Raw genomic sequence first — 13,576 nt, 5'->3', positions numbered from 1 at the left:
TTCGATGCTAACCCGAGCCGGGACTCAGATGCTCAGCAGCGTCGCAAGACCCACGATCGATCCGAGGAACACGACCGCGGAGACGCTCGCGAGCACCGTCAGGCGGGTCCGTGTGGCACGTCGCCGGGCGATCCGCGCGGCGAGCCCGCCGTCGCCGATGTCGACGACCGGGGATGCGGAGGCGGTGCTCTTCGGCGCGGCGGTGATCGTGGGCGTGCGGATCGCGTACCGCTCGCGGGCGGGCGTGCGGTCGGTCTCGGCATCGGGCGCGAACGATGCGGTCTGAGCCGCGCCGCCTCGGCGTGCGCGCGTGAGGCGCGGCGATGCGGCCGCCTTCGTCCCCCGGGGTGACAGGCTCGTCGCGTCGTCGGCCACGGCGTCACGTGGACGCAGCACCGTGTCGTCCGCGTCCGCGTCCGCGTCCGCGTCCGCGTCCGCGTTCGCCGGTCGGTCGCGGCGGCGCAGCAGCGTCGCGTCCTGCGGCTCGTCCCGGGGACGCAGCACCGTGTCGTCCGTGTCGAGCGCATCGATCGCCGCGGGCGAGCGCGGTGTGAGGATCGTGTGCTCGTCCTCGTCATCGTCGTCGACCGCGGTCACTGGCGTCGCACGGGGGACGACCACCGTCGCATCCGTCGTCGGGGTAGCCCTGCGCACCAGCAGGGTGCCGTCCTCCGGTTCGTCAGCGGGCGGCGCCTTCTCGGGCGACGGTGCCGGGGCATCGACCGGACGCCGCACCAGCGCGGTGCGGTCGTCCACGTCCTCCGGTGCTACGGCCGGCGCGGCGGACGCGCGGTCGACGATCACGGTCTCGTCGACGGGCGCAGCCGGCGTCTCGCGGGACACGATGGCCGTCGCGTCGGTCGCCGCCGAGGCGGACGCATTGCGTCGATCGCGCCGACTCACGAGCTGGGTACTGTCCTCGGGCTGCTGGCCCTGATCCGGCCCTCGGCGCGAGAGGCGGGTGCTGTCGTCTGCGTCGGTCATGCGTCCCCCACGAAGCGGATGCGGGCGCCGCCGGCGAGCTCCGCGCTCGCACCCTCACGCACCTCTACCGCGCGGTCGGGGACGAGCAGTCTGGCGACACCGTCGGCGTCGATGACAGCCGTCCCGCCCGGCGTGGCGAGGTCTTCGATCTGCACCCGTGTGCCGTCGGTCCAGATTTTCACGTGCGCACGCGAGACATCGCGCGAGACGTCGCCGAGTGCCACCAGCGTCGGCAGGTCGTCGCCCTCGACGCGGGAGCTGCGCGGCCCCCGCCCGACCAGCAGCGTGCCGTGGATCGGCACGATGTCTCCTCCAGGCAGTTGGATGGCGCGCGGGGCCCGCGGGGTGCGAGGTGCGGGCTTGGGCGCGAGCGCGCTCGAACTCGTCACGACGGTCTCGTCATCGGCCGGCTCAGCGAGGGCCGAGCCCGCCGCAGCGACCGGCGCGGAGGTCGGAGCGGAGGTACGCGGGACGAGGGTGGGAACCGGAGGGCGCGACACGGCGGGCCGTCCGCGGAGCATGACGCCCGCAGCGGTCGTCGGCCCGACGCGCACAGGGCGCTCCGGGGTCGGGCCCAGATCGAACAGCTTCGGCTCCGCGTCGGGGGCGCCTGCCCAGGCCCGCACCACCGATGCCGCCTCCACCTCGCGCCACGTGTGCGCGCCGACGCCGTCGACGCGCCAGACCCGGCGGGAGCGGTCCTCGAAGCGAAGTACGAACTCGCCGCGGACGAAGGCGGTCAGACGGTCGTCGTCCAGCGCGACCACGGCGAATGCCGGCACCGCGGCGATGCCGTCGGCGAGCAGGGCGTCCAGGATCTCGGGTGTCCCGGGCATGCTGCCCGTGGACAGCACGCGTCGCGCGGCCGCCACCGCGGCCTCGCCTCCGACGATCACGGCGAGCGTATCGGTGGCGATGGCGGGCAGGGGCCCCTCGAACCAGGTCCGCTCAGCCACGGATCGGCCGCTCTCTTCGCGAGGTGATGGTGTCCACCTCGATCGGCTGCACCGCGGCCTGCTCGCTCGTCGCGAAGCCGCCCGTCACCTCGTCGGCGCGGGGAGCGAGGCCCCCGGAGCGTACGTCCACCACGACGGCGCTGATGTTGTCACGGCCGCCGCGGGCGAGAGCCTGATCCACCAGCGCGTACGCGGTCTGCTCGGCCGAGCCGCCGAGGCTGAGCCCGGCCAGTACCGCCTCGTCGCTCAGATCGTTCGACAGTCCGTCCGAGCACAGCAGCATGCGTTCCCCGGTGACGATGGGGGAGAGCCAGTAGTCGGCGGGGCTCTGACTGTCGCCCACGGCGCGTGTGATGACGTTGCGACCGGGATAGGTGGACATCTCGGAGCGGCTGATCTTGCCCGCGTCCACGAGCTCCTGCACGACCGAGTGATCGACCGTGAGCTGTTCGAGTGAGCTGCCCACGAGCCGATACACCCGGGAGTCGCCGATGTTCACCACGAGCCACGCGTGCGATCCGTTCTGCACCACGGCGACCAGGGCCGCGAGAGTGGAGCCTGCGCCCCGGGCATGACGCCCCGCGACCTGCGACACGGCGGCATGGGCCGACTCGACCGCGGTGACGACTTCCTCCGGCTGCACGTCGTCGCGACCGACGAGGTGACGGAAGGCGTCCACGACCGCGGCACTGGCAAGATCGCCCGCTGCGTGGCCTCCCATGCCGTCGGCGACGAGGAACACGGGGTACTGCGCGAGCACCGCATCCTCGTTCAGCTTGCGTACGCGGCCGACGTCGGAGCGCGCTCCGGCCATGACGACGATCCCGCTCATGGTCGTCCCCTTCCATCTCGCGACGCAGCCTCGCGCAATCCGCGTGCGAACGAGCGTAGCGACAGCCGAGCCTTCCAGCGCGCCCACAGGCCGCCTGTGGACGCGAAACGTCGCCGTTCCTCGTCGATGAGCTCCCAGAACCGTGCCGATTCCTCTTCGGTGGTGGTGCCCGGGGCGAACACCGCGCGGTCGGCGAGTGCCGCCAGCGTGGCCGGGTCGGCCGTCTCGGCGTCGCCGACGGCGGCCGCGGTCTCCGACCGGGTGGCGGCGGGCGGGATGCGGTGGCCGTGATCGACGGCGGTATCGAGGTATTCCTCCCAGCCGCCGACGACGCGGTCGACCGGATCAGCTGAGGAGCGCCGGGCCCGCCGCCGCATGACCTTCGCCCAGAGAACGGCGATCGCGGGCATCAGGAGGATGAGGAGCGCGAAGATCGCGATGCCGGAGATCCGCAGCGTGGCCCACAACCAGGCGAGATCGACCGGATCGCTCGGCTCGTCGCTCTGCGGCGGGCTGGCGTCGGCCGGGTCGGCTTCGGGCGGGAGGACCGTGTCCGCCTGCTCCGGCTCCACGGGGGTCATGTTCTGCGGGTCGCGACGCTGCTGGACGTCGGGCGAGAGCGGCACACGGTGCTGCGGGGTCGTATCGATCGCCGTCCAGGTGCCGTCCGCGTCGCGGACCTCGATCCACGCGGCCAGGTCACCGCTCGTGCACGTGCCGTCCTCGCAGACCGGTAGATCCGCGTCGTCGCTGCTCAGACGCGTGCCGAGCACCACCCGTGCGGGAAAGCCCAGGTGATCCGCGATGAGGGCGCCGGCGACGGCGAACTGCTCGTCGTCGCCGGCTGCGGACACGAGCAGCGAGTCGTCGGTGCCGCCCGTCTCGTTCTGCTTCTTCAGCAGCTCGCTGAACAGGTCGCCGATGCGGTCGGTGGAGTGTCCGCTGCGGCTGGGCTCGAACGTGTAGTCGCCGAGTTTCTGCGCCCACGCCGGGACGGTTCCGGGATCGAGCGTGAGCGCGTGCGAGAGGAGTCCCCGAGCACGCAGGCGCGAGATCAGCTCGACCAGACCCGCGCCGCCCGACGGTGCGTCCTGCGCGGTCACCCACTCCTCGAGGGATTCGGGGACGAAGGCCGGGTCGAAGGTGCCGGACCGGGACGGGGTCAGCGTCCCGGGGTCGCGCGGGGCGTCCGAGACCACCCCGGTCTGGGTGTAGCTGACGCCGGAGGCGAGCCCGGGGTCCGACAGCTCGACACCCGTGGCGGAGTCCGGGTTGTAGAAGAAGCCGTCCGACAGGGCCGCCCGTGTCGATCCCGAGAAGTCGATCGAGGTGAGATCGCCCACCGCCGGCACCCAGATGCCCGTGTAGTCGCCGATCGTGAACGTGGCGGATGCCCGGTTGCCCGTGTCGGCCGCCAGCGAGGCCGGCACCCGACGGAACTCCGTGCTGTCGGCGCGGCCGCCCGTCTGCGGGTCGGTCGCGCGCATGACCCGGCCGTCGTAGTAGCTCAGGGTCGCGAGACGCACGCGATCGACCCCCGAGTCGGCGGTGACCGTGAACAGCACGTCGTCGAACCTCTCGTCGGAGAACGCGGCACGGTAGTCGGCGAGCGGGCTCAGCGTCTGACGCACCTTCAGCACCGGGTCGACCGCGGTGCGCAGCACGTCGCGGGAGGAGCCCGCCACAGCCCAGGGTGCGAGCGCCAGGCCCAGGGCCAGGGCGATGACCAGCATCCCGGCGGCGAGGGCGATGCGACTGCCGAGCGTGCGCGCGACGCGGACGGAGGAGCGAACGCCGCTCGCCGTGCGGGCGACGCGCAGTGCGACCCGGCGCGTGTGGACGTTGCGCCAGACGTACCACGCGAAGCCGGTGAGCACAGCGCTGAGTCCGATCGCGGCTTCCCAGACGCCGTCCAGCTCCCAGAACCCGATGCGCCAGGAGCCGTCCACGGCGCTCGATCCGAAGAGCACGCCGAACGCGGTGATCACGAGTGCGAGCGGCGCCGCGAGCACCCAGAGTCTGGCCGCCCGCAGCGCCAGGATCAGGGCCAGCGTGCCGAGAGCGAGCATCAGGAAGAAGGGGAGCGCGAGGGTCGCCTGGTACACCCCGAGCGGCAGCTCGAGCGTCAGCAGGTTCTTCCACCCCGTGACCGGTGCGCTCACGACGCCCCAGACGCCCGGCAGGATCGTCGCGGGGTCGGTGATCATCGTCGGCGCGGCCACGGGAACACCCACGACGACGTAGGCGCCCGCGGTGATGAGCGCGAGCTGCCACCAGCGAAGCGGTCGCCAAACGGCGAGCAGAGCGATCGCGGTGGCGATCACGATCGCCACCGCGGCGGCGAGGACGAACCAGCCGCTGCGGTAGATCGCCCACGCGGATGCCGCGCCGATCGCGAGGAGGGCGTCGATGAAGACGATGTTGCCGACGAGGAACGCGATGTCGCGGTCGGCGCGGCGCGGTCGGCGCGTCCGCGCTCGTGCAGCGGGGGCGCTCATGACTGTGCGCTCCGCGCCAGGATGTGGCGCAGGTCTTCGAGCAGACCCACCGTCACGACCGAGGCTCCGCCGATCGTGCGGAAGCCGGGTTCCGCCGCGGGGTCGCACACGATGGCGGCGACGCCGGTGTCGGCGGGGAAGGCGAGTGCGGCGTGCTGCAGCATCCGCAGCGTCGGAGTGGATCCGCAGATGAGGAATCCCACCGAGACGTCGCGGTGCGCCTCCACCGCCAGGCTCGCCACGTCGCGGAGCCCCGTGATGCGTTCGCCCTTCTCGACGCCGGCGAGCTCGTCGAGAAGCGTCCGGGCGGTGATGGTCACGAGGTCACGGGAGGAGCGCACGGCCCGGCGCGCGAACTCGGGCACCTCGCCGCCGACCACGACGGAGACATCGCGTCCGTCACGGATGCCGCGCACGCCGAGCGAGGCGGCGGCGCTGACGGCGAGCTCGAACTCCTCGTCGTCCGCGTAGTCCTCTTCCCCGGTCGCCAGCACGATGACCATCCGCGAGCGGCGGGACTCCTCGTACTGGCGCACCATGAGCGTCCCGGTCTTCGCCGTGGATTTCCAGTGGATCTGTCGCTGCGAGTCGCCGGGGGCGTACTCGCGGATCGCGTGGAACGAGATGTCGGCATCGACGACGAGAGAGGAGGGGTTGCCCTCCAGATCCTTGATGAAGCCGGTCGCCGTGCTTGGGATCGCCGTCGTCACAGGGTGGACGTAGAGCGTGTGCATGTCGTCCCAGACGACCTCGCGGCGGAGGATGCCGAGGGGGTCGCCGCGCACGGCGCGGGCGGGGCCGATGTCCAGCACGCCGCGGCGCAGCCCAGGGATCGTGAGTTCCTCGTCGTGCGCGGCCTCGTGGCGCAGCAGCGGGATCGCGACGTCGACGAGCCCCTCGCCGACGGGCACGTCGACGCGGCCGGGGAGGGCGACGCCCTTCCCGACGTTGACGACGCGCAGCGACAGGGCCACCTCGCTGCCGGCGACGACACGATCGTTCGCAAGACCCAGACTCACGCGGTAGGCGCGCGCACCGAACAGGAACGGTGCCGCGCACAACACGAGCACGGCGGCGACGGCGCCGGCCAGGACGAACTCGATCCATCCGAACACGATGCCGAGACTCAGACCGATCGCGGCCGCTCCGATGAGCAGCCATCCTCCCGCGGTGACGGTGTCGCCGACGGCGCGGGCGCTGCGGGCGACCGCTCGTCGCACGCGCCGCCAGAAGCGGATGCCGCCGACGACGATGACGGTCGTGGAACGCGACGTGTCGTAGCGCGTGCGGGTGCTCCCGGCGGTCGACGTCGAGGTGGACGTCGAGCCGATCCGGGTGATGCGGGAGGAGGAGTCGGTCACGCCGACTCGCGCTGCGTCGGGGGAGCGACGTCGAGCATGACCTGACCGATCACCGCGCCGGCGGTCACGCCGTCGAACTCCGCCTCGGGGTCGAGGATGAGGCGGTGGGCCAGCACGGGCTCGGCGAGAGCCTTGACGTCGTCCGGGGTCACGTAGCCGCGGCCGTGGGCGAGAGCCCAGGTGCGGGAAGCGCGGGTGAGTGCGAGCGCACCGCGCACGCTGACGCCCAGACGCACCTGCGCGGCCTGACGCGTCGCCTCGATGACGCGCGCGATGTAGTCGAGCACGAGGGGGTTGAGGTACGCGTCCTGGGCGATCTGGCTGAGGGTCTGCACGGCCTCGGGCGTGATGACCGCGCCCACCTCGCGCTTGCCGGCGGCGCTGCCCTCCAGGATCCGCACGGTGGCGGCGTGATCGGGGTAGCCGAGCGATGTCTTCATCAGGAATCGGTCGAGCTGGGCCTCCGGCAGACGGTACGTGCCGGCCTGTTCGACGGGGTTCTGGGTCGCGACCACGAGGAAGGGGCTGCCCACCCGCCTCGAGACGCCGTCGACCGTGACCTGGCCCTCCTCCATGACCTCCAGCAGTGCCGACTGGGTCTTGGGACTGGCACGGTTGATCTCGTCCGCGAGGACGATGTTGGCGAAGATCGGGCCCGAGTGGAACTCGAACTCACCGCGCTTCTGGTCGTACACCGTGATGCCGGTGACGTCGCCCGGGAGCAGGTCGGGTGTGAACTGGATGCGGGAGCTCGTGCCCTGCACGCTCTCGCCCATCGCGCGCGCGAGGGAGGTCTTGCCCGTACCGGGGAAGTCCTCCAGCAGCAGGTGCCCCTGCGAAACGAGTGCGGTGAAGGCGAGCTCGATGACGTGCCGCTTGCCGAGCACCACCTGCTCGACGTTCTCCACGAGAGCGGAGAACGTCTCCTGGAACCAGGCGGTCTGTTCTGGGGTGACGGTCATCGGTTCAGCCTCCGGTGGTGGGGTCGTTGTTGGCGTTCGGATCGGTGCAGTCGGCGCGGACGTCGAATGATTCGGTCTGATACGTCGCGGCACCGTTGGACCACACGAACTCGATCGTCGCGGTCACACGACCCGTCTTCTTGGGCACCTTTAGCGGATCGCTGGGGTCGGGATCGATCTTCGTCGAGACGAGCCCGCCGCTGTAGTACGCCACCGAACCATCCTTGATCCGCGCGTTCCCGAGGCCGCCGACGCGTTGGTCGACCGCGACCGCGAGACGCTCTCCGACGACGCACTGGGTGATGCGGGCATTGGAGAGTCGCTCTTGGCGCGCCTTTGTCGGATCGGCCGGCCCCACGGTGGACTCGGGGCTGCATCGCTCTTGGTTCGATCCGTTCACACAGTACTTCGCGGTGATCTGGCCTTCTTGTCCGAAGTCCGGCTCGCGGTTGTTGATCACGGTCTCGTATCCGGACTTGCCAGGCACATCGACGTTGTTGACTCGGTAGGAGACGCTGCCGTCCCAGTCGGTCGAGCGACGGATCGAGTACGTGCCGCCGGTGGGAGCTTCCGGCTGCTGCCAGGCCCAGCCGTCCGCGGTGGCGCTCTTCGCGGCGCCGAAGCCGTTGCTCACGCACGCGCCGACCGTGTACTTCTGGTTCTCCTGCAGGCCGCTGATCGTGGTGGAAGTGGACGTCTGCCCATTGACCCTCGCCTGCAGATTCTGGCCATCGTTGTCCACGTCGCACGAGAAGTCGCCGAAGCCCGCACGGTAGGCGACATAGATGATCTGCCGGCCCCGGTTGCTCCCGTTCATGTCGACGTTGGGCCCGGTCACGACCAGCGCGTTCTTCTGCTCAGCCGCGATACCGACGCCGTCGGTGCGCGGCAGACCCGCGACCTGCACGCCCACGTTCTTGGTCTGCCCGACCGATCCGCTGCCGTCCGGCGCCGAGTTCGCGCTGTTGGCGGTGACGGTGACGGTGGCCTGCCCGACCGGCAACGTGACCGTCAGCTCGGTCGTGTCGCCGCCCGAGCGCGGCACATCGCCGTTCGCCCCCGTGACGGAGTAGGTGCGCACCTCGGGATCGACGTTCTGGATGCGGATCTTCACCGCGCCCGCGTCGTTGGTCGTGCGCTGCCGGTCGAAGATCGGATCCGCGGTGACGTTGCCGACGGCGGGCTGACGATACGCCCAGGCCTGCACGGTCACGCCCGTGCGGGACTCGCCGACGGTGTTGAACGCGCGCGCCTCGTACGTGCGGCGGTCGCCGTTGCTGGAGACCTGGAACGGTTCGCACGCTCCGGCGGCGGAGCACGTCGTGACCTGCTGGCCGCCCTGCAGGATGTGGAAGCCCTGGAGCGTGGGGTAGGCGTTGCTCGCGGCGCCGGGATCGACGCGTAGCGTGATCGTGCGGTCGCCGAAACCGACCTGCGTGACGCTGTTGGGCGCCTTAGGATATCCCTGCAGGTCGAGCGTCACCTGTCCGTTGCGGTCGCCCGCGGACTGGCGTCCCTGCGCGTCCTCGACCGTGAAGCCGACCGTGCAGCGTGTGCCGTCGGCATCCGGCGACCAGTTCGCCTGGATCGCGGTGGAGCTGGCGACGCCGAAGGAGACGCCCGCGCAGCTGCCGCCGGAGACGCCGCCGACGGCGACGAGCTTGAGCGGCGTGCCCGGGAGCGGGTTGATCTCGCCGCCCTGACCGATGACGTTGATCGTGCAGCCGTTGCCCGAGGACTGCAAGCAGGACTGGGTGAGCGTTGCGCCCTTCGGCAGCGTCGAGGGGGCCGGGCCCACCTGGAGGGCGAGGGTGGCGGGGCGCACGTCGCGGTGGCTGGGCAGGGTGACGGTCACCGGCTCCTGCCGGCCCGGGCGCGCGGCGTCACGGGCGGTGACGGTCACCTGCGAGCCGGAGGCTTCGACCGTGAACTGATCGCCGGCATAGGAGACGGCGTAGCGCAGCGCCCCCCAGTCCTCGGTTCCCGCCCACGTCGTCATGTCGCGCAGCTCGAACGTCGCGGAGGAGCCGGGGCTCACGGTGAGGGATGCGGCGCGCAGCTCGGGCTGCGGGTCCTCCGCGATGACGTCGACGCGAATCGTCAGGTAGGTGTAGGTGTCCTGGCCGACCAGGCGCACCGGGACGACGCAGCTGTCGGTCCAGGGCGCGCCGGCGCCGGCGGAGTAACGCACGGTCGTACCGGACACGAGTGCGCACGTGGCCTCCGCGCGCCCGCCGCCGGCGGCGACGCGGGATCCGTCGATCTCGATCTCCGCGTTCGGCGGCAGCGCGACGGCGCGGCTGAGGTCGACGTCGACCGTGCCGCGCTCGTCGACCTGCACCGACGTCGCGGACGAGCGCAGGCTCAGCTGCAGATCCTTCGTCCCGGGGACCTTGAGGAAGCCGTACGAGGTCACCTCGCTGCCGTCGAAGGCCGTGCCGGTCACCTGGAACGGGATGAGCTCGGTCTTGTCGGGCAGGCGTCCCGAGATCTTCCGGCCGTCGACCGCGACGCCGTCGGGGTTGCCCCACAGGGACAGCTTGAGCGTCCCGACGTCGCCCGCGTTCCAGGACACCTTGCCGCTGAGCACGTCGACGCCGTCGGGGAAGTCCTCGCGCGTCTCGACCGTGAGGGTCGTGTCGCGCACCGAGGGGTAGTCGGGGACGGGGTCTCGGACGACCTTGAGCACGATGAGGCCGATCGCGGTGTCGCCCTGTGCGTTGCGCACCGTGTACGCGAACGAGTAGGTGCCGAGCTGCGTGCCGGCCTTGAGTCGCACTTCGCTGTCCTTGACCCCCTGCATCATGGCGTCCATCGCGCGGTACTCCTCGGAGCCCACCTCCGCGTTCGGACGCACATCGATCACCTCGAGGGTCGTGCCGGAGGGATCGAGATCGTTGTCGGCGGGACGGACGACGGCTTCGGAGTCGGCGCCGGCCTGCACCTGCACGTAGTCGCTGTAAGTCACCGGGGCCGGGTTCGACTCCGCATCCAGCACACCGACGCGCACTTCGCCCACGCCGACCGCGCCGAGAGTGTCCCTGACCTGGTAGGTGAAGGAGACCTGGCCCTTGTCGCCGGGTGAGCTCGTGTAGAGGATGGCGTCGCCCTCGGGCGAGATCGCGGCCGAGCCACGATCCGGCTGCGTCGTGATGCGATCCAGCGTCACCGCGTCACCGTCGGGGTCGATCGCGTACCGGTCGAACGGGATCGACACGGTCGCACCGCTCAGCACGCGCCCGACGAGCGTGCGGGGGACCGGCGCAGCGTTCGAGTCCTCGGGCAGGACCGTGACGGTGACCTTGGCGGTGTCCGTCATGTCGGGGAAGCCCATGCGGTAGATCGTGTAGCCGAGCGTGTAGGTGCCGGGCTCGCTGGGCGCGAGGTAGCGCAGCAGGCGCCCCGTGGCGAACGCGAGACCCGTGTTCGACTCGTTCGTGATCGTCGAGGGGTCGATGGCGAACTGGGCGCCCGCGGGTGCCGTGTCGTTGTCCAGGACGGGGATGTCGATCTGCGCGCCGGCGCGCACGGTGACGGCGTCGTCGACGGCGATGGGCGGCTCCGCCGTCGGCGAGGGGAGCAGCACGACGGTCGTCTCGCCCGTCGTGGTGGTGATGCCGTTCCCTGTCCCGTCCGAGACCGTATAGGTCACCACGCCGAGCGTTCCCGGCTGCGCGTTGTCGGTGGAGCCGGCGACGCGCAGCATGCTCTGACCGACCAGATCCACGCTCAGCGACGCGCTCGGGTCGGGGGTGACCACGACGTCGCTGGCCAGGAGCACGAGACCTGCGGGGTTCGAGACGGGCGAGATGACGTCGATCGTCGCGTCCTCGCCGGGGCGGACGAAGGCCGTCAGAGGCGGAGTGGAGATCTGCGTGGCAGCGGGATCGACGATCGTCACCCTGACGGTGCCGGTCGCCTCGGCCAGCGTGTCGGCGACGGTGTACTGCACGAGATACGAGCCCGGATTCGCGGCGGTGAACACGAATGTGCTCGCGACGCCGTTCACGGAGATCTGCGCCGCCGCATCCGTGATGGAGTTCGCGCTGCGCATCGTGATGGCGCCGTTGATGCCGGTGACGTGCGGGCGCACGTCGATCGTGGTCGGCGCGCCGATGGTTCCCACCGCCGCGAACGACGCGGCCGTCAGCTGCGGGCTCGGGGTGATCGCGATCTCGAGCGGCTTCTCGGTCGACAGGCCCCTGGCGTCGGTGACGGTCACGAGGATCGTGACCGACTGGGCGTCGGTCTGGTTCGGATTGGGGTGCTGGAAGGTGATGGTGCCCTGCGGGTCGAGAGCCACAGAGCCGATGCCGCTCTGATTCACCGCGGAGGAGATGTAGATCGGGTCGCCGTCGGGGTCGACCCATCCCTCGAGGACGTTGACCGAGACGGTTCCGCCCGGCACGACCTGCGGGCTCGGCCAGGTGGCAAGACACGCCTGGACGCCGCACCAGACGGGGGCGGAGTTCTGGCCCGGGTCCGACACGGTGAGGGTGACGGTCGCCGGTTGCGAGGTGAGACCGTCGGTGGTCGTGCCGTCCGTGATGCGGTACCGGAAGGTCGCCGATCCGGTCGCCTCGGGGGAGATCCGAACGACGAGCTCCTGCTGCTCGTTCGAGACCGTGACCGTTCCGAACGCCGGATCGAGACCCTCGACGGATGCGGCGACGATGCTCAGCACGTCTTCGTTCGGATCGTGGTCGTTGAGCAGGACGGGCAGCACGGCGCTGCGGCCGGCGCGCACGCCGAACGCGTCGTCGACGGCGACGGGGGGCTTCGGATCGATCACGCGTTCGGCCTGGACGTCCTCCTGCTGCTGGGTGGGCACGTCCTGGTCGGAGTCCCACTGCTGCGAGGACGGCACGAGAGCGCCGTTCGGAAGCGTCCACACCCAGCCCGAGCGCGTCTCGTTCAGGATCATGCGCGAGCCGTTGCTCAGGAACTCCGGCGCGACTTCGTCGCCGAGCGAACCTCCGGCGTAGTCCAGGTCGCTCTGTCCCGCATCCGAGGTCCACAGCGTGCCCTGGGCCTGGCTGTTGGGCAGCCAGGCCGCGTACACCACGCCCTTCGCCTCCGCCGGAGCCGCGGGGGTGCCCTGTGCGGCGTCGACGACGCGCTCCGGTCCGGAGCCGTCGAGGGGGACGGAGACAAGTCCGGTGGTGTCGGCGATGTAGACCTGGTCCCGCGCCGAGCCCGACTTCTGGAGGACGCCGCCGATCGTCCCGGTGTCGAGGGGCTGATCGCGTCCGCGCAGCCAGAGGCGTCCCGAGTCCGGTTCGAGCAGAGCCCACGTCGTGCCGACGGCGCTCAGCGTCGCGGATGCGGGGGCGTCGGTCACCGCATCGGAGCCCTCGATCTTGCCGGTGCGCGCATCGGCGCGCAGAACGCGTTCCTCCTCGGACGAGTAGGCGTAGACGATGCCGTCGACCCCGACCGCCACGCTGTCGGCGACGAACACGGGCCGTTCCTCGCCCTCGGCGACCTGCGTCTGGGCGTACGGGTCGATGGGCACAGTGCTGCTCGGGGAGGCGAGCGAGCCGGCGAAGACAGCGCCGTTGTCGGTGCGGTAGGCGATGGTGTCACCGGTGGCGACGACGTCCACCGTGCCGGGCGGGGTGTTCTGGAACGCGTCCTCCGCGTCGGCGTTGAGATCGGCGGGCATCGCCATGTCGACGTCCGCGAAGCGGGTGTCGCCCTCGGCGTAGACGAGCAGGCGGTCCGCGTTCTGCACGAGTGCGCTGGGGTTCTCGACCTGCTTGACGGTGTCGATCTCGCCGACGGTCGTGTTCACCCGCGCATAGCGCCGACCCTCGCCGGACTGCATCGCCCAGATCGTGCCGTCGTCGGGCGGGGTCTGCTGCGCGTCGAAGCCCGGCCAGACGACCGCGAGCGTGGTCACGATGGCGAGCACGGCGGCGACGGAACCGCCGATGATCCAACCGCGGCGGTCGGCGAGGGGGGTGCGTGGGGCCTCTGCCAT

The 13,576-nt window shown here is 71.1% G+C and carries 7 protein-coding genes; all 7 read right to left on the bottom strand.

Annotation, left to right across the window (positions count from 1 at the left end):
• Positions 1 to 24 precede the first annotated feature (24 nt).
• The 7 genes from AC1VNH_RS05395 to AC1VNH_RS05365 are packed head-to-tail and all read right to left on the bottom strand — an operon-like array spanning position 25 to position 13,576.
• Entirely contained in the window at positions 25 to 984 is a 960-nt protein-coding gene (locus AC1VNH_RS05395; RefSeq protein ID WP_483110236.1) for a hypothetical protein, read from the bottom strand.
• Positions 981 to 1,940, bottom strand: a complete 960-nt coding sequence (locus AC1VNH_RS05390) for an FHA domain-containing protein (RefSeq protein WP_483110235.1) — start codon at positions 1,938 to 1,940, stop codon at positions 981 to 983. The genes AC1VNH_RS05395 and AC1VNH_RS05390 overlap by 4 nt, the downstream gene beginning before the upstream one ends.
• Complete coding sequence (locus tag AC1VNH_RS05385) at positions 1,933 to 2,772, bottom strand: PP2C family protein-serine/threonine phosphatase (protein WP_243227340.1); 840 nt, start codon at positions 2,770 to 2,772, stop codon at positions 1,933 to 1,935. Before AC1VNH_RS05385 ends, AC1VNH_RS05390 begins: the two co-directional genes overlap by 8 nt.
• On the bottom strand, positions 2,769 to 5,270 hold the full coding sequence (locus AC1VNH_RS05380) for a transglutaminase domain-containing protein (RefSeq protein WP_483110234.1): 2,502 nt from the start codon (positions 5,268 to 5,270) through the stop codon (positions 2,769 to 2,771). The genes AC1VNH_RS05385 and AC1VNH_RS05380 overlap by 4 nt, the downstream gene beginning before the upstream one ends.
• Entirely contained in the window at positions 5,267 to 6,631 is a 1,365-nt protein-coding gene (locus tag AC1VNH_RS05375) for a DUF58 domain-containing protein (RefSeq protein WP_483110233.1), read from the bottom strand. Before AC1VNH_RS05375 ends, AC1VNH_RS05380 begins: the two co-directional genes overlap by 4 nt.
• Positions 6,628 to 7,593 carry an AAA family ATPase gene (locus AC1VNH_RS05370; protein WP_344229893.1) on the bottom strand — a complete coding sequence of 322 codons (966 nt, stop codon included), beginning with the start codon at positions 7,591 to 7,593 and terminating at the stop codon, positions 6,628 to 6,630. Before AC1VNH_RS05370 ends, AC1VNH_RS05375 begins: the two co-directional genes overlap by 4 nt.
• A 4-nt stretch (positions 7,594 to 7,597) precedes the next feature.
• Entirely contained in the window at positions 7,598 to 13,576 is a 5,979-nt protein-coding gene (locus AC1VNH_RS05365; protein WP_483110232.1) for an Ig-like domain-containing protein, read from the bottom strand.

The sequence above is a fragment of the Microbacterium sp. KU4F genome, assembly GCF_056868075.1.
This window is presented reverse-complemented; position numbering and strand designations above follow the sequence as displayed.

Coding starts and splice junctions, on each gene's coding strand:
- AC1VNH_RS05395 (WP_483110236.1), bottom strand. CDS start 984: ATGACCGACGCAGACGACAGCACCCGCCTCTCGCGCCGAGGGCCGGAT.
- AC1VNH_RS05385 (WP_243227340.1), bottom strand. CDS start 2,772: ATGAGCGGGATCGTCGTCATGGCCGGAGCGCGCTCCGACGTCGGCCGC.
- AC1VNH_RS05380 (WP_483110234.1), bottom strand. CDS start 5,270: ATGAGCGCCCCCGCTGCACGAGCGCGGACGCGCCGACCGCGCCGCGCC.
- AC1VNH_RS05370 (WP_344229893.1), bottom strand. CDS start 7,593: ATGACCGTCACCCCAGAACAGACCGCCTGGTTCCAGGAGACGTTCTCC.
- AC1VNH_RS05365 (WP_483110232.1), bottom strand. CDS start 13,576: ATGGCAGAGGCCCCACGCACCCCCCTCGCCGACCGCCGCGGTTGGATC.